Raw genomic sequence first — 16,142 nt, 5'->3', positions numbered from 1 at the left:
CTGGATGATTGTCATGACCGAACAGAACACTACCGCACTCCCGGAAGGCGCCTGCCTGACCGCGAAGATTCCCGACAGCACCACCACCCGCCTGGGCTCGGTGGTGGTCAACCCCTACCGTATCGCGCCGCTGACCGCGGTGATCCGCGATGGCGGGCAGAGCATCGGCCAAGCGCGGGTGCGCGTGCTGGGGCGCGGCGAGCAGGGCGTCGATATCGACTACCAGGTGCGCGACAGCACGCTCTGGCAGCATGGCGGCATCCCGGTGTTCGGCCTCTACCCGGACCACGTCAACCTGGTGGAAGTGGCCTATACCCTGAATGGCGAACGGGTGCGCGAGCGCTACCAGATCTACGCCCCCGCCGTGCGCCTGCCGACGCTCGCCTGCCAGACCGGCGCCTTGCCGCAGGTCGAGCCGCTCAAGGTCGATCCCTCACTGAAAAAGCGCCTGTACCTGTTCAACCACCTGCTGACCGAGATTCCCGGCAACCGCCAGCTCAAGTGGAACGCCCAGGGCGGCGCCGCCGAGTGGGATTCGGTGGGGGTCAACTGGATCGCCGACACCCGCGGCGAGGTGCGCTGGTACCTGGATATCGAGCGCCTGCACGACTCCAGCCACGTCGATGGCCTGGGTGCCAGCATGGGCTTCCAGCAGACCGCCGACGGCAAGCTGATCTGGGGCCAGGGCCAGCGCTACTACAAGCACGACCTGCTCGGGCGGCCGCTGTGGGATCGCCGCCTGCCTGCCAAGTTCGCCGACTTCTCCCATGAAATCCGCGAGACCGCCCGGGGCAGCTACCTGCTGCGGGTCGCTAGCAGCGACACCCGGCGCGACGATGGCAAGCAGGTGCGCACCGTGCGCGACCATATCCTGGAAGTGGACGCCGCCGGCGAAGTGGTCGACTTCTGGGACCTGGGGCGAATCCTCGACCCCTACCGCGCGGAACTGCTGCACACCCTGGGCAAGGTCGCGGTGCTGCTGCCCGACGAGTCGGCCAAGGGTGACGAACTGGCCGCCAACGAGCGGCTGGAGGGCGACAACCTGCCCTTCGGCGATGTACCGGGGGTCGGCCGTGGGCGCAACTGGGCGCACGTCAACTCCATCGACTACGACCCGAGTGACGACAGCATCATCATCTCGGCGCGCCACCAGGGCGTGGCCAAGATCGGTCGTGACAAGCAGGTGAAGTGGATCCTGGCCGCCGAGCAGGGCTGGAACCCGGCGTTGCGCGAGAAGCTGTTGACCCCGGTGGACGCCCAGGGCACGCCGCTGGCGCGCGATGCGCAGGGGCGCTACGAGGGTGACTTCGACTGGGGCTGGACCCAGCACACCGCCTGGCTGACCGGCAAGGGCACGCTGAGCGTATTCGACAACGGCTGGGGCCGCGATTTCGCCCCGACCAAGCTGGAGGGCAACTACAGCCGCGCCGTGGAATACCGCATCGACGAGGCCAAAGGCACCGTGCAGCAGGTCTGGGAATACGGCAGGGAGCGTGGCGACGCCTGGTACAGCCCGATCACCTCGGTGGTGGAGTACCGCGCGGACAGCGACACGCAACTGATCTACTCGGCCTCGGTGGACTTCCTGACCCCGCGCAAACTCACCCGCCCGCTGCTCAGCGAGGTGAAATACGGCACCCAGGAGGTACTCAGCGAGTTCCGCGTGACCAGCCTGCAACCCGGCAACGTCGGCTACCGGGCGCTGGTGATCGACCTGGATCGGGCGTTCTGAGCACGCTGCGGCTCAGTCGCGCAGCGGCTCGGCGATCTCGATCAGGTTGAGGTCGGGATCGCGCAGGTAGATCGAGCGGATCGGCCCGGTGGCCCCGGTGCGGGCCACCGGGCCTTCTATTATGCGGGCGCCCCTGGCCTGCAACTCGGCGATGACTTGGTCCAGCGGCCGGTCGGCGATAAAGCACAGGTCCAGCGCGCCGGGTACCGGTGTGTGGGCCTTGGGTTCGAATTCGCGGCCCTTGATATGCAGGTTGATCTTCTGCTCGCCGAAACGGAAGGCCTTGCGCCCCTGGCCGAAGACCTCCAGGCGCATGCCCAGCAGGTCCACATAGAAGGCCACGCAGGCGGCTTCGTCGGTGGTGGTGAGTACCAGGTGGTCGAGCTGGGCGATCATGGAAAACTCTCCAATGATACAGGGCGGGGTCATGCAATGACCCTGCGAACGCTGGCGGAGCCCCGCTCGGGGTTCCGCCGGGCAGGGCGCTCAGTCGGTACCGTATCTCGGCGAGCGCGGGCCGTACAGCAGGCCCGCGGGCTGGCCTGCCGAGAACAGGCGAGCGCTGGTGATACCGGCTATGGGGTAGGCGGCATCCTCCATGGAGCTGTTGATGATCTGTTTCACTGCCGCGGTGATCAGCATGCCGATCAGGCCGCCGCCGCTGCCGCTATTGCCTTCTTCGCTGGATGCGCTGGCCGAGCCTGTCCAAAGCGTAGTGCCACTGCGCAGGTCTACCAGCTTGGCGCTGGCGGTGACGATACTGGCACTGCTGATGACCATGTACTGGGTGCCATATTGGCTGACCGTGACGTAGAGCGCGGCGTCGGCGCCATAGATTTCCCGCAGCTTGGCTGGCGACACCTGATGGACATCTCCGGCGCTGCTCAGGCCATTCTGGCGGAAAGTCTCGGCCATGAGCCCGACCGGCACCACGTAGTAGCCGGCTTCGGCAAGCGGGAAGGTCACTTGGGCGAGCATGCTGTAGGTGGCTTTGACATCGGGTGACTCGTTCAGTGGTGGTAGCACCAGGATCGAGCGTGGCTGGGCCTGCTTATAGGCGGAGTAATCGACACTCCTGGTCGGGGCGCAGCCCGCGAGTACCGCCAGAGTGGCCAGGCAGACGCAGAGTCTGGAGAGGCGGGGGATCATTGGGCGCCTCCCTTGGCATTAGTCATCAGGAAATCCATGTAGGGGGTCGACTCGGGGAAAAGTGTCTTCTCGGTCTCGAACTGGCGGATCATCTGGTCGTCCTTGCCGAGGCTGGAATAGAGCAGGCCCAGTTGCGCATGGTAGCCCGGTGGAACCGCGCCGTTCCTGGCCTTGATCTTTTCCAGCCCGGCCTCCAGGGCCTCGACCTGGGCTTCCGGGGATTCGCCCTTGAAATACTGGTTGAGTTGGGCCTGGTAGCCCTCCCATTGGTAGATCGTCTGTGGGCCGCTGCAGCCAGCCAGGGCCAGACTACCGAGCAGGGCAAGCAGCGCGGTGCGTGCCGAAGAAAGCAGATGTTGCATGGTTCTTGTTCCTTGAGCCAGTGCTTAGTGTTGTGGTTTCCAGTTGCCGCTCTCCACGGCATCGACCAGTTTGTTAACCGCTTCACGCATGGCCAGGTCGAGCACCTTGCCATTGAGGGTGGAGTCATAGCTGGCGGTGCCGCCGAAACCGATGATCTCGCGGTTGGACAGGGCATACTCACCCGCGCCCTGGGTCGAATAGACGACTTCGGATGTCGAGATATTGACGATGTTCAGGGCCACCTTGGCATAGGCCACCTGTGATTTGCCGCGGCCCAGGATTCCGAACAACTGGCGGTCCCCGACTTCCTTGCGGCCGAATTCGGTGACATCGCCAGTCACCACATAGTCGGCGCCTTTCAGGCGTTGGGCCTGCCCCTTGATTGCGGCTTCCTGCTGGATCTCGCTCATGTTGTCGCGATCCAGGACATTGAAGCGACCGGTCTGTTGCAAGTGAGTGATGAGAATGGTCTTGGCCTGCCCACCGAGGCGATCCACGCCATCGGAGAAAATGCCGCGCATATAGCTGGAGCGGTTATCGAACTTGCCTACGGCAATCGGGGAGCGCAGGCCTTCGTAGGGGCGATTGATGCTCTCTACCTGTTGCACCGGCAGGGCGCGCGAGGTTTCCGTGGCGCAGCCGGCGAGGCCGGCCAGGACCATGGCCGCCATGAGAGGTACGGCCGCCTGTCTTGCAATGGGACTCATTGTGTAGCTCCTTGGTTATATAGCTGTGTGGCATGCAGTTGGCTGAAGTCGCTTGGTCTTGTCTTTATGGGGATTCTAGAGGCTCATGCGATTGGATGGGGCGAAGCGCCATGACGGCGCTTTCCATTGAATGGCCGAGTGTCAGGAAGTTGCTGAGAATAATATAATTTTGCCTTTATGAAGGACGATATTCGCTTTCGAACCGTCTCCATTTAATCGGCAGGTCGGTATGGCTGCGGCACCGGGTCGGTGTCTCGCACTTGACGGCTGTGCCAGAATAGTCGCCTCTGCTCTCAGGTTCGCCGGGCCTGAAGCAACCTTGCCGCTCAGGAAGCACGCATCATGTCCTTTACCCGCAGACAAATCCTTGCCGGCCTGGCCGGTGTGGCGGTGGTCGGCCTCGGTGCGGGAGGCGCCCGCTACTGGCTGGGGCGCCCGGCCGATAGTGCCGGGCATGACTACGAACTGATCGCCGCACCCATGCAGGTGGAACTGGTGCCCGGCCATGCCACCGAGGTCTGGGCCTATGGTGGCCAGGCGCCCGGGCTTGAGCTGCGCGCGCGCCAGGGCGACTGGTTGCGGGTGCGCTTCATCAACCACCTGCCACAGCCAACCACCATTCACTGGCATGGCATCCGTCTGCCGCTGGAGATGGACGGCGTGCCCTATCTTTCACAGTTGCCGGTGCTACCGGGGGAGTATTTCGACTACCGCTTCCGCGTCGAGGATGCCGGCACCTTCTGGTATCACCCGCACACTTCCAGTGCCGAGCAACTGGGGCGCGGCCTGGTGGGGCCGTTGATCATCGAGGAGCGCGAGGGCAGCGGCTTCCGCCATGAGCGTACGTTGAACCTCAAGCACTGGCACCTGGACCGCGAGGGTGCCTTCAGCGATTTCAGCGTGCCGCGTGAAGCGGCGCGGGGCGGCACCCCCGGCGTGCTTTCCAGCCTCAATGGCGTGCATGCGCCAACCCTGGAGCTGCCGGCCGGCCAGGTGGTGCGCCTGCGTATCCTCAACCTGGACAACACCCTGACCTATCGCCTCAACCTGCCGGATGCCGAGGTGCGTATCTATGCCCTCGATGGGCACCCGATCCAGCCCAGGCCCCTGGGCAAGGAGTACTGGCTGGGGCCGGGCATGCGTATCGATGTCGGCTTGCGGGTGCCCGAGGCGGGGCGCGAGCTGGCGCTGCGCAATGGTCCGCTGCGCCTGGGCACCTTGCGCTCGGTCGTGGCCGGCGAAGCGCCGGGCGACTGGCCGGCGGCGCTGCCGGCCAACCCCGTCGCCGAGCCGGACCTGGCGCGGGCACAGAAACTGCGCTTCAACTTCGAGTGGGCGGGGGCGTTGTCCGCCGACACTGGCGAAGGCGCCGTGCCGACCTTCTGGCAGATCAATGGCCAGGCCTGGGATATCAACGACAAGACCTGTGTCGAGCGTCCCATCGCGACCCTGCACAAGAATGGCCACTATATATTCGAGCTGCGCAATGTCAGCCAGTACCAGCACCCGATCCATCTGCACGGCCTGGTGTTCAAGGTGCTGTCTTCGAACCGCAAGCGTATCGAGCCCTACTTCACCGATACCTACCTGCTGGGCCGCAACGAGACTGCGCAGGTGGCGCTGGTGGCGGATAACCCGGGCGTCTGGATGTTCCACTGCCATGTCATCGACCATATGGAAACCGGCCTGATGGCTGCGATAGAAGTGGTATAGGCGAGCGATGAAAGTTCTGCGTGTGATCGATCGCAGCCGTGACGAGCATTTCATGCATGAGGCCCTGCAACTGGCGCGGCAGGGGGCGGCGATGGGAGAGGTTCCGGTGGGCGCTGTGCTGGTGTGTGATGGCGAAGTGATCGGGCGCGGCTTCAACCGGCCGATCTCCAGCCACGACCCCAGCGCCCATGCGGAGATGGTCGCCATCCGTGTGGCGGCGCAGGAGCGGCAGAACTATCGTCTGCCGGGGACCACGCTTTACGTCACCCTGGAGCCTTGCAGCATGTGTGCGGGGCTGATCGTGCATTCGCGTATCGAGCGCGTGGTCTACGGTACCCCTGAGCCGCGTGCCGGCGTGGTCATCAGCCAGGGGCGCTTTTTCGAGCAGCCCTGGCTCAATCACCGGGTGCTGGTCGAGGGCGGGGTGCTGATGGAGGACTGCGGGGAACTGCTGCGGGCCTTTTTCGCCGAGCGGCGGCGCAAGCCGCGTGTGGACGGCTGAGTTTCACTGGACGATTGCGCCATCCGGGTACTGGATTGGCAATGGTGTGCCTGGCTTGAGGATCGTTGGGCGCGACCTCGGGATCATCGTCCCTGTATGAATGTCGGGTGGCGAAGAGCTACAGGGATGCATTCACGCGTGCCCCGTCCCGCCACCAGTCATCCGCACAGCCACTTTCGGCGGTGCCTGTGGGAAAGAGCCGACGAAACCGACAGCGGTGTACCGACACGCTGCGGACTTGATTGCCAACCCGCTTGCATACCGTCCAACCGACCTTCAGTTGTCGCTGTAGCGGCGTACGCCTTCGATATTTTCGTGGGCGGCGATACTGCCCTGGGCGGGGAACACCACAAGGTGGTCGGCGGCGATGGCGATGCCGACCTCCTGGCCGAGCGCATGATCGGCGTGGCTGGGGAACAGCCCCTCCAGTTGCGTGCCGGTCGGCAGCTCCAGTCGGTAGAGGGTCGAAGCGCCCTGGAAGGTCTTGCCGACGACCCTGGCGCGCAACGCGCTGTCCGGCGCAGGGACGATGTCGTCCGGGCGCAGCAGCACGTCCACGGCGCTGCCACTTGGGCCGTCGCATGAGCCAATGCAGGTGCTCAGGCCACGGATGTTGCCCAGCTCGGTCTGTACGCCTTGGGCGCTGAGGGATTGGCCACGAATGAAATAGCCCTGGCCGATGAAACTGGCGACGAAAGGCGTCTGCGGCTTGTGGTAGAGGTTGAAGGGGGTATCCCACTGTTGCAGGTGACCATCCTTGAACACGCCGACCTGATCGCTGACGGCGAAGGCTTCTTCCTGGTCGTGGGTGACCAGGATGGCGCTGGTGCCACGGAGCTTGAGGATTTCCCGTACTTCACGGCTCAGGCGTCGGCGCAACTCGACATCGAGGTTGGAAAAGGGTTCGTCGAGCAGCAGCAGTTCGGGTTCCGGGGCCAGTGCGCGGGCCAGTGCGACCCGTTGCTGCTGGCCGCCGGAGAGTTCGTGGGGATAACGCTGGCGCAGCGCCGAGAGGTTGACCAGTTCGAGCATCTCTTCGACGATGCGCGCTGCCTCGGGGTGCTTGCGAATGCCAAAGGCGACGTTTTCGGCGACGGTCAGGTGCGGGAACAACGCATAGTCCTGGAACACCATGCCGATGCGGCGCTTTTCCGGTGCCAGGGTATGTCCGGCACTGGAAATGCGCTGGCCAGCCAGGATGATTTCACCTTCGTGTACTGGCTCGAAGCCAGCGATGGCGCGCAGCGTGGTGGTCTTGCCGCAGCCGGAAGGGCCGAGTAGGCAGCCGATGTCGCCACGTTCGAGGCGCAGGTTCAGCGCCTCGACGATGCGCTGGTCGCCATAACCGCAGGCCAGGCCGCGCAGCTCCAGCAGCGACGTGCCGTCGTTCATGGGCGGCTGTTCGGCAGCATGAGGAATTCGAGCAGGGCCTTTTGCACGTGCAGGCGATTCTCCGCCTGGTCCCAGGCGAGGGATCGCGGGTCGTCGAGCAGGTCGTGGCTGATTTCCTCGCCACGGTGCGCGGGCAAGCAGTGCATGAAGACCACGTCCTCGGCGGCGGCATCGAGCAGGGTCGGGTTCACCTGGTAGGGGCGGAACAGTTCGAGACGGGCCGCCGCCTCGTCTTCCTGGCCCATGGAGGCCCAGACATCGGTGCTGACCAGGTGTGCGCCGGCAACCGCTTCGCGTGGGTCACGCAGCAGTTGCACGCGATCAGCGGCGCGGGCCAGTAGTCCGGCATCCGGCTCGTAGCCTTGCGGGCAGGCGATACGCAACTGGAAGTCGAACTGGATGGCCGCTTCCATATAGGTGTTGCACATGTTGTTGCCGTCACCGATCCAGGCGACGGTCTTGCCGGCGATATTGCCGCGATGCTCCTGGAAGGTCTGCATATCCGCCAGTACCTGGCAGGGATGCAGGTCATCGGAGAGGCCATTGATCAGCGGCACGCTGGAGTGCGCCGCGAACTCGGTCAGGGTCGCGTGGGCGAAGGTACGGATCATCACCGCGTCGAGCATGCGCGACATGACGATGGCCGAGTCGCTGATCGGTTCACCGCGACCGAGCTGGGTGTCGCGCGGCGAAAGAAAGATCGCCTGGCCGCCCAGTTGGATCATGCCGGCCTCGAACGACAGCCGTGTGCGGGTCGAAGCCTTCTCGAAGATCATGCCCAGCACGCGACTCTTCAGCGGTTCGAAGGGTACGCCGCGCTTGCGCAGATCCTTCAGCTCGATGCCGCGACGGACCAGGCCGGACAGCTCCTGGGGCGTGCAGTCCATCAGTGAGAGAAAATGCCTTACGCTCATATCGATACCTTTCAATTGCTTGTGTCCGTTGTCCGGCAGGTGCTTTTCGGAAAACACGAAGCCCGGCGACAAAGGGTCGCATTCCGGGGGCGACAAAACGGGGAAAGGCGCGATCTTATCCAGAAAGCGTGGAAGGGCGCAAATTCGGCTATATGGCACCACGATGGCGCGCCATGACGGATAAATCCCAGGCTGGCACTCGGCCTTGCACATTCCTTTGCGTTACAATGCGCGGCATAACGTGTCTAGCCGAGGTACATCGTGGATATTATCGAAACCATCAAAGAGCAGATCGCCAACAACCCGATCCTGCTGTACATGAAAGGTTCGCCCAACGCCCCGCAGTGTGGTTTTTCCGCCAGGGCGAGCCAGGCGCTCATGGGCTGTGGCGAGAAATTCGCCTATGTCGATATCCTGCAGAATCCGGAAATCCGCGCCAACCTCCCTGTCTACGCCAACTGGCCGACGTTCCCACAACTGTGGGTGAGTGGCGAACTGGTCGGTGGCAGCGACATCATCCTCGAACTGTTCGAAAAGGGTGAGCTGCAGCAACTGGTGAAGGCCGCCGTGGGTAACGGCGAGGCTTGAAGCCGGCGTGGCCGGTGCCATGGCGCCGGTCGGTCGGGTGAACCGCGAAGTAACGAAAACGGCCCGCTCCCGGTAAGGGAGGCGGGCCGTTTTCATTGCGGAGCCTGTCAGTCTTCGATCTGCGATTGCAGGTAGTTTTCCGCACCGACCTTGTCGAACAGGCCGAGCTGGGTTTCCAGCCAGTCGATATGTTCTTCCTCGGACTCGAGAATATCTTCCAGCAGGTCGCGGCTGGCGTAGTCGCCGCTGCTTTCGGACAGGGCAATGGCAGCCTTCAGGTCGGTATGCGACTTGTGCGCCAGCTTGAGGTCGCACTCGAGCATTTCATGGGTATTCTCGCCGATCAGCAACTTGCCCAGTTCCTGCAGATTGGGCAGGCCTTCGAGAAAGAGAATGCGCTTGATCAGTTCGTCCGCATTCTTCATTTCACGGATCGATTCCTTGTATTCGTCCTTGCCCAGCTTCTCCAGGCCCCAGTCCTGGTACATGCGGGCATGCAGGAAATACTGGTTGATCGCGATCAGCTCATTGCCCAGGACTTTGTTCAGATGCTGGATGACCAGTTTGTCGCCTTTCATGTCATTGCCCTGCCAGGGAAGGTTCTTCGATGGGCGGATTCTGGCTGTCCGGCATGCGGCTGTCAAACCTAAGTCATTGAATTTAAACGAGTAAACTGGAACGAGAAATGTTTGTTTTCAGGCTCTACAGGGTAACGTGTTGATTTTGCGGGCATAAAAAAACCGGACAGTGTCCGGTTCGGTGCAAATTTTTTTTCAGGCGAGGTAGAAACTGGCGGTGCAGGATGAGGATGATTGCGCATTCTGCAGGTCGCTGATGGTTTCGCGGACGATCTGCTTGGCGGTACAGGCGCATTTCCCGCACTGCGATGCCACGCCGGTGGCTACGCGCACCTCGCGGTAGCTGCAGCAGCCTTCATAGATGGCATCGCGTATGTGCCCATCGGTGACACCCTGGCAAAGACAGACGTACATTGAGAATACTCGCCGGACCTGTGGATGCCGGCGATATTAATCTTAATGAGAATGATTGTAAAAGGTTGATTTCGTCTTTGTGCGTGGCGCTCATGAGCGGTCGTTGCCAGGAGGCGAGTGGTAAGCCTCGTTGGTGGTGGGGGCAGGGACCATGCCTGTGAGCGGCATGGTCGCGTGGGGTCAACGATTGCGGGCGTCTTCGGCATCGGCCTCGGCATTGCGTTGTGCGATACGCTGTTTCTGTTCCGCCGTGAGTGGAATCTTCCTGGCTCCCGAACGCAACATCAGCAGGCTGCCGACGATGGAGCCAAGGGCTATGAATATGACCAGCCATATGTACCAGGGCATGCCGGCATCTCCTTTGATTGTCGGTCGTCGCGGACAGCTTACGCTCCAGGCCGTGGCTGTGGCCATCGAGCGATATACGGTCATGAACGTTCGAAAAGCCGAAAGGAGCGCTGGAAGGCTGGACGGAGACGGGAGCAGTCCATTCTTTTCGTCCAGCCTCCAGCGCCTTTATCGACGCGCCTCGCCAGTAGCTGGCGGCATAGCCCGGTCGCCCTGGTTTTGCCGTATGGCCGTCGTCCGCGAGCTGCGTTTCTGCGACAATGCGCGGCGAATTTCCATAGAGGCCCCGCCATGAGTTGCAAAACGCCGATTATCGTTGCTCTGGACTTTCCTTCCGCCGATGCCGCCCTGGCGCTGGCCGGGCAGCTCGATCCGGCGTTGTGCCGGGTCAAGGTGGGCAAGGAACTGTTCACCCGCAGTGGGCCGGCGGTCGTCGAAGCGTTGCAGGCGCGGGGGTTCGAAGTGTTCCTGGACCTCAAGTTCCACGATATCCCCAATACCACGGCGATGGCGGTCAAGGCCGCGGCGGAGCTGGGTGTGTGGATGGTCAATGTGCACTGCTCCGGTGGTCTGCGCATGATGGCGGCGTGCCGTGAGGTGCTGGAGCGGAGAGGGCCGGCCAGACCGCTGCTGATCGGTGTCACCGTGCTGACCAGCATGGAGCGTGACGATCTGGCCGGGCTGGGGCTGGATGTGGAGCCGCTGCAGCAGGTGTTGCGCCTGGCCGGGCTGGCGCAGCAGGCCGGGCTGGATGGCCTGGTCTGCTCGGCCCGGGAAGCCGCCGAACTCAAGCGGCGCTATGCCTCGCTGCAACTGGTCACGCCGGGTATCCGCCCGGCGGGTAGCGCCCAGGACGATCAGCGGCGGATTCTCACACCGGCCCAGGCGCTGGAGGCCGGCTCAGACTATCTGGTGATCGGCCGCCCGATCAGCCAGGCCGCGGACCCGGCCGAGGCGTTGGCGGCGGTCGTTGCGGAATTGGGGTGAAGCAGCGGCAAGCTGCAAGGAAAAATGGCCGGGAGCCATTTTTAACGTCGCGTAGCGACGGCCCGAAGGGTGGCTGCCATGGATGGCAAGCCATAAAGGGCTTGGCAGGGTTTTGGCCCTGCCTTTCACACTGATTACGCTTGCAGCTTGCAGCTTGCAGCTTGCAGCTTGCAGCTTGCAGCTTGCAGCTTGCTCCTAGCGCCGCAATATCAACAACGTCAGCACTCCGGCCACCAGCCCCCAGAGGGCCGAGCCGATGCCCAGCAGGGTCAGCCCCGAGGCCGTGACCATGAAGGTGACGAGGGCCGCTTCGCGTTCCTGGGGTTGCAGCATGGCCTGGGTCAGCCCATTGCCGATGGAACCGAGCAGCGCCAGGGCGGCGATGGACAGCACCAGGGCGCTGGGGAAGGCGGCGAACAGCGCGGCGAGGGTCGCGCCGAAGATGCCGGCGATACCATAGAACAGCCCGCACCAGACGGCGGCGCTGTAGCGCTTTTCCTTCTGTGCATGGGCTTCCGGGCCAGCGCAGATCGCCATGGTGATGGCGGCCAGGTGGATGCCATGGGAGCCGAATGGCGCGGTCAGTGTGGATACGATACCGGTGCAGGAAATCAGCGGCGAGGCGGGCGTCTGGTAACCCTCGGCGCGCAATACCGCCAGCCCCGGCATGTTCTGCGAGGCCATGGCGATGACGAACAGCGGGATACCGATGCTGAACAGGGCGGCGAAGGAGAAAGACGGGGTGGTCCAGACTGGAATGGCCACTTCCAGGGCGAAGTGTTCGAAATTCAGCAGGCCGGAAATGCCTGCGACGAGGCAACCCGTCAGCAGGGCAACCAGTACCGCATAACGCGGTAGCAGCCGCTTGCCCAGCAGGTAGCTGAAGAACATGGACAACACCAGTAATGGCTGGATTTCGGCGGCGCGGAAGATTTCGCTGCCGATATTGAACAGCACCCCGGCCAGCAGGGCGGCGGCCAAGGAGGGGGGAACCCGGCGCATCAGGCGCTCGAAGCTGCCGGTCAGGCCGCACAGGGCGATCAGTATCGAGGAAAAGATGAACGCCCCGATGGCTTCGGCATAGGGTACGCCTGGCAGGCTGCCGATCAGCAGGGCGGCGCCGGGGGTGGACCAGGCGATGACCACCGGGGCGCGGTAGCGCAGTGACAGGAATATGCTGCAGAACGCCATGCCGATCGACAGGGCCCAGATCCAGGATGAAATCTCCTGGCTGCTCAGGCCGGCGGCCTGGCCTGCCTGGAACATCAGGATCAGGGAGCTGGTATAGCCGGTCAGCATGGCTATGAAACCGGCGATCACGCAGGAAGGGGCGCTGTCGCTCAGGAAACGGTTCAGTGCGCGCATCGGTGGGGACCTGTCTATGCGAAGCGCGCCAGCTTATGCCTTGGCTACCGGGATGTCCTGATACAGCGGTTGTCGCAAAAGGCATTACAGTTTTTGCCTGTGCTGTCGAGAGGTTATCGGGGAATGTGGGATTCTGGCACCCTTGTTGCTATTCAGAGTTCATCTTGTCGCGAAGCGTCAAAAAGTCGCCTTGGTGACGGCCTTCAGGGTGGCCGCCAGGGGTGATGGGCCACAAAACCGCGACGTTGGAGGAATGATGACTCAGGGTGTTCAATTCAATCGTTTGATGCTGGAAATGCGTGCGATGCAGACCGAAGCCATGGCGCAGGCCAAGCCGGTCGCCGAGCCTGAAATGGCCGGTGCGCCCAGCTTTTCCGAGATGCTCGGCCAGGCGGTGGACAAAGTGCATGAAACCCAGCAGGCCTCCAGTCAATTGGCGTCGGCATTCGAAATGGGGCAGGGCGGTGTCGACCTGACCGATGTGATGATCGCCTCGCAGAAGGCCAGCGTTTCCTTTCAGGCGCTGACGCAGGTGCGCAACAAGGTGGTCCAGGCCTATCAAGACATCATGCAGATGCCGGTTTGAGGCGGATTGAATCATGGCTGATGGCGTGAGTAACGTCCCGGTTCCGGCGGAAGGCGAGGCCAAGAAACCGCTGTTCGGCCTTTCCGTGCTGGAAAACCTGGCCGATATGTCGATGTTGCGCCAGGTTGGCCTGCTGGTCGGCCTGGCCGCCAGCGTGGCGGTCGGTTTTGCCGTGGTGCTCTGGTCGCAGCAGCCGGATTACCGTCCACTGCTCGGCAGCCTGTCAGGGATGGACGCCAACCAGGTGGTCGATACCCTGTCGGCCGCCAATATTTCCTACACCATCGAACCGAACTCCGGCGCGTTGCTGGTCAAGGCCGATGATTTGGCGCGGGCCAGGCTGCAGCTCGCCGGGGCGGGTATCGGCCCGGTCGACAGCAATATCGGTTTCGAAATCCTCGATAAGGAACAAGGCCTGGGTACCAGCCAGTTCATGGAGGCGACGCGCTATCGCCGTGGCCTGGAGGGGGAGTTGGGGCGTACCGTGGCCAGCCTGAACAATGTCAAGGCGGCGCGGGTGCACCTGGCGATTCCGAAGAGTTCGGTATTCGTGCGCGATGAGCGCAAGCCCAGCGCTTCGGTGCTGGTGGAACTCTATCCGGGGCGCGCTCTGGAGCCCAGCCAGGTGATGGCGATCATCAACCTGGTCGCCACCAGCGTGCCCGAGTTGAGCAAGTCGCAGGTCACCGTGGTCGATCAGAAGGGCAACCTGTTGTCCGACCAGCAGAACATGACCGAACTGAGCGTGGCCGGCAAGCAGTTCGACTACAGCCGGCGCATGGAAAACCTCTATACCCAGCGGGTGCACAATATCCTGCAGCCGGTGCTGGGCGCCGGGCGCTACAAGGCGGAAGTCTCGGCGGACGTGGATTTCAGCGCGGTCGAATCCACTTCCGAGACGTTCAACCCCGACCAGCCTGCGCTACGCAGCGAGCAGAGCATCAACGAGCAGCGCCAGAGCAGCCTGCCGCCGCAAGGGGTGCCCGGCGCCCTGAGCAACCAGCCGCCAGGCGCGGCCACCGCGCCGGAGCAGGTCGGCCAGGGGGGCGCGGGCGCCGCTGCCGTGCCGCCCGGCCAGCCGCTGGTGGATGTCAACGGCCAGCAGATCATGGACCCGGCCACCGGCCAGCCGATGCTGGCGCCCTATCCGGCGGACAAGCGCGAGCAGGCCACCCGTAACTACGAACTGGATCGCTCCATCAGCTACACCCGCCAGCAGCAGGGCCGCCTGCGCCGCCTGTCGGTCGCGGTGGTGGTGGACGATCAGGTTTCCATCGGCTCCACCGGTGAAGTGGCGCGAGCGGCATGGAATGCCGAGGACCTGGCACGTTTCACGCGGCTGGTACAGGATGCCGTGGGCTTCGATGCCAGCCGCGGCGACAGCGTCAGCGTGATCAATGCTCCGTTCGCACCCGATACCTTCGATGACGGCGCGCTGGATATCCCGTTCTACTCGCAGCCCTGGTTCTGGGATGTGGTCAAACAGATTCTCGGTGTCCTGTTCATCCTGGTGCTGGTCTTCGGCGTGTTGCGCCCGGTGCTGAACAACCTGACCAACGCCGGCAAGGGCAAGCAGTTGCAGGAAACCGATGGCGATATCGAACTGGGCGACATGGGCCAGTTGGATACTTCGCTGAGCGATGACCGGGTCAGCCTGAGCGGACCGCAGAGCATCCTGCTGCCAGGGCCCAACGAGGGCTTCGAAGCGCAGCTCAATGCAATCAAGGGGCTGTTGGCCGAAGATCCGGGGCGTGTGGCCCAGGTAGTCAGAGAGTGGATCAATTCCGATGAGTGAGACTCGCGTTCCCGGCAAGCTCAACAAGGTCGACAAGGCCGCCGTTCTGCTGCTTTCCCTGGGTGAAGCGGATGCCGCGCAGGTGCTGCGCCACCTCGGCCCGAAGGAAGTGCAGCGGGTCGGCACGGCGATGGCGCAGATGCGCAATATCCAGCGCGACCAGGTCGAGCAGGTGATGAACGAGTTCGTCGAGATCGTTGGCGACCAGACCAGCCTGGGGGTTGGCTCGGATGGCTATATCCGCAAAATGCTGACCCAGGCCCTTGGCGAAGACAAGGCCGGCGGGCTGATCGACCGCATCCTGCTGGGCGGCAATACCAGCGGCCTGGACAGCCTGAAATGGATGGAAGCGCGGGCCGTGGCAGACGTCATTCGCTACGAGCACCCGCAGATCCAGGCCATCGTCGTCGCCTACCTGGACCCGGACCAGGCGGGCGAAGTGCTGTCGCACTTCGACCACAAGGTGCGGCTGGACATCGTGTTGCGGGTTTCCTCTCTCAACACCGTGCAGCCGGCGGCGTTGAAGGAGCTCAACCAGATTCTCGAGAAGCAGTTCTCCGGCAACACCAACACCAGCCGCGCCACCCTGGGGGGCGTGAAGCGCGCCGCCGACATCATGAACTACCTGGACAGCTCCATCGAAGGGCAACTCATGGATGCCATCCGCGATGTCGACGAGGACCTGTCCAGCCAGATCGAGGACCTGATGTTCGTCTTCGACAACCTGGCCGATGTCGACGACCGCGGTATCCAGATGCTGCTGCGCGAGGTTTCCTCCGAAGTGCTGGTGGTGGCCCTCAAGGGCGCCGACGAGGGGATCAAGGAGAAGGTCTTCAAGAATATGTCCAAGCGCGCCGGCGAACTGCTGCGCGACGACCTCGAAGCCAAGGGGCCGGTGCGTATCAGCGAAGTCGAGGCGGCGCAGAAAGAGATTCTCGCGGTGGCCCGGCGCATGGCGGACGCCGGTGAAATCGTGCTGGGCGGCAAGGGCGGCGAGGAAATGGTCTGA

18 protein-coding genes are annotated in these 16,142 nt (G+C 63.3%); 8 read left to right on the top strand and 10 right to left on the bottom strand.

Going from position 1 to position 16,142, the window contains the following annotated elements:
• The first annotated feature begins 13 nt into the window (after nt 1-13).
• A complete protein-coding gene (locus DNJ95_RS09600; protein WP_181953387.1) occupies nt 14-1,732 on the top strand; it encodes an aryl-sulfate sulfotransferase in 1,719 nt (572 codons plus the stop codon).
• A 12-nt stretch (nt 1,733-1,744) separates the two neighbouring features.
• On the opposite strand, the gene DNJ95_RS09595 is transcribed toward DNJ95_RS09600, so the two are convergent.
• The 4 genes from DNJ95_RS09595 to DNJ95_RS09580 all read right to left on the bottom strand — a co-directional run bounded on the left by DNJ95_RS09595 (nt 1,745) and on the right by DNJ95_RS09580 (nt 3,951).
• Nucleotides 1,745-2,128 carry a VOC family protein gene (locus DNJ95_RS09595; RefSeq protein ID WP_131184557.1) on the bottom strand — a complete coding sequence of 128 codons (384 nt, stop codon included), beginning with the start codon at nt 2,126-2,128 and terminating at the stop codon, nt 1,745-1,747.
• Between the two features lie 90 nt (nt 2,129-2,218).
• Complete coding sequence (locus DNJ95_RS09590) at nt 2,219-2,881, bottom strand: DUF799 domain-containing protein (protein WP_131184506.1); 663 nt, start codon at nt 2,879-2,881, stop codon at nt 2,219-2,221.
• Nucleotides 2,878-3,243 carry a DUF4810 domain-containing protein gene (locus DNJ95_RS09585; RefSeq protein WP_131184505.1) on the bottom strand — a complete coding sequence of 122 codons (366 nt, stop codon included), beginning with the start codon at nt 3,241-3,243 and terminating at the stop codon, nt 2,878-2,880. Before DNJ95_RS09585 ends, DNJ95_RS09590 begins: the two co-directional genes overlap by 4 nt.
• A 24-nt stretch (nt 3,244-3,267) precedes the next feature.
• The gene (locus tag DNJ95_RS09580; RefSeq protein ID WP_131184504.1) at nt 3,268-3,951 is read right to left on the bottom strand and encodes a CsgG/HfaB family protein; all 684 of its coding nucleotides are present in this window, start codon (nt 3,949-3,951) and stop codon (nt 3,268-3,270) included.
• A 342-nt stretch (nt 3,952-4,293) separates the two neighbouring features.
• On the opposite strand from DNJ95_RS09580, the gene DNJ95_RS09575 reads away from it, so the two are divergent.
• Both DNJ95_RS09575 and tadA read left to right on the top strand, forming a co-directional pair.
• Nucleotides 4,294-5,664, top strand: coding sequence for a multicopper oxidase family protein (locus DNJ95_RS09575; RefSeq protein WP_131184503.1), 1,371 nt, complete (start codon nt 4,294-4,296; stop codon nt 5,662-5,664).
• 7 nt (nt 5,665-5,671) lie between these two features.
• Nucleotides 5,672-6,166, top strand: coding sequence for a tRNA adenosine(34) deaminase TadA (gene tadA, locus DNJ95_RS09570; RefSeq protein WP_131184502.1), 495 nt, complete (start codon nt 5,672-5,674; stop codon nt 6,164-6,166).
• A 276-nt stretch (nt 6,167-6,442) separates the two neighbouring features.
• Here the strand turns inward: tadA and DNJ95_RS09565 are convergent, their stop codons facing one another.
• Nucleotides 6,443-7,558, bottom strand: a complete 1,116-nt coding sequence (locus DNJ95_RS09565) for an ABC transporter ATP-binding protein (protein ID WP_131184501.1) — start codon at nt 7,556-7,558, stop codon at nt 6,443-6,445.
• Nucleotides 7,555-8,472, bottom strand: coding sequence for an ornithine carbamoyltransferase (gene argF / locus DNJ95_RS09560; protein WP_131184500.1), 918 nt, complete (start codon nt 8,470-8,472; stop codon nt 7,555-7,557). Before argF ends, DNJ95_RS09565 begins: the two co-directional genes overlap by 4 nt.
• 261 nt (nt 8,473-8,733) lie before the next feature.
• On the opposite strand from argF, the gene grxD reads away from it, so the two are divergent.
• Nucleotides 8,734-9,060 carry a Grx4 family monothiol glutaredoxin gene (gene grxD / locus DNJ95_RS09555; RefSeq protein ID WP_131184499.1) on the top strand — a complete coding sequence of 109 codons (327 nt, stop codon included), beginning with the start codon at nt 8,734-8,736 and terminating at the stop codon, nt 9,058-9,060.
• Between the two features lie 107 nt (nt 9,061-9,167).
• Here grxD and bfr read toward each other — a convergent pair whose 3' ends face one another.
• The 3 genes from bfr to DNJ95_RS09540 all read right to left on the bottom strand — a co-directional run bounded on the left by bfr (nt 9,168) and on the right by DNJ95_RS09540 (nt 10,400).
• The gene (bfr, locus tag DNJ95_RS09550; protein ID WP_131184498.1) at nt 9,168-9,638 is read right to left on the bottom strand and encodes a bacterioferritin; all 471 of its coding nucleotides are present in this window, start codon (nt 9,636-9,638) and stop codon (nt 9,168-9,170) included.
• Between the two features lie 195 nt (nt 9,639-9,833).
• The gene (locus DNJ95_RS09545; RefSeq protein WP_131184497.1) at nt 9,834-10,052 is read right to left on the bottom strand and encodes a bacterioferritin-associated ferredoxin; all 219 of its coding nucleotides are present in this window, start codon (nt 10,050-10,052) and stop codon (nt 9,834-9,836) included.
• Nucleotides 10,053-10,232: 180 nt separating this feature from the next.
• On the bottom strand, nt 10,233-10,400 hold the full coding sequence (locus DNJ95_RS09540) for a DUF2897 family protein (protein ID WP_131184496.1): 168 nt from the start codon (nt 10,398-10,400) through the stop codon (nt 10,233-10,235).
• A gap of 291 nt (nt 10,401-10,691) precedes the next feature.
• On the opposite strand from DNJ95_RS09540, the gene pyrF reads away from it, so the two are divergent.
• Nucleotides 10,692-11,387: an orotidine-5'-phosphate decarboxylase gene (gene pyrF, locus DNJ95_RS09535; RefSeq protein WP_131184495.1), complete on the top strand. Its 696-nt coding sequence runs from the start codon at nt 10,692-10,694 to the stop codon at nt 11,385-11,387.
• A gap of 195 nt (nt 11,388-11,582) precedes the next feature.
• Here the strand turns inward: pyrF and DNJ95_RS09530 are convergent, their stop codons facing one another.
• Nucleotides 11,583-12,752, bottom strand: a complete 1,170-nt coding sequence (locus DNJ95_RS09530) for a benzoate/H(+) symporter BenE family transporter (protein WP_131184494.1) — start codon at nt 12,750-12,752, stop codon at nt 11,583-11,585.
• A gap of 256 nt (nt 12,753-13,008) precedes the next feature.
• Between DNJ95_RS09530 and fliE the strand changes: the two genes are divergently transcribed.
• Genes fliE through fliG form a run of 3 tightly spaced genes read left to right on the top strand, consistent with a single transcriptional unit; the run spans nt 13,009 to nt 16,142 of the window.
• Complete coding sequence (gene fliE / locus DNJ95_RS09525) at nt 13,009-13,338, top strand: flagellar hook-basal body complex protein FliE (protein WP_131184556.1); 330 nt, start codon at nt 13,009-13,011, stop codon at nt 13,336-13,338.
• A gap of 13 nt (nt 13,339-13,351) precedes the next feature.
• Nucleotides 13,352-15,133 (top strand): flagellar basal-body MS-ring/collar protein FliF, encoded by a 1,782-nt coding sequence (fliF, locus tag DNJ95_RS09520; protein ID WP_131184493.1) that lies wholly within the window; start codon nt 13,352-13,354, stop codon nt 15,131-15,133.
• Complete coding sequence (fliG, locus tag DNJ95_RS09515; protein ID WP_131184492.1) at nt 15,126-16,142, top strand: flagellar motor switch protein FliG; 1,017 nt, start codon at nt 15,126-15,128, stop codon at nt 16,140-16,142. Before fliF ends, fliG begins: the two co-directional genes overlap by 8 nt.

Source organism: Stutzerimonas kirkiae, from assembly GCF_004327335.1.
In the GTDB taxonomy this organism is placed as follows: domain Bacteria; phylum Pseudomonadota; class Gammaproteobacteria; order Pseudomonadales; family Pseudomonadaceae; genus Stutzerimonas; species Stutzerimonas kirkiae.
Note: the sequence above shows the minus strand (reverse complement) of the source record. Positions and strands in the feature narration are given on the sequence as shown.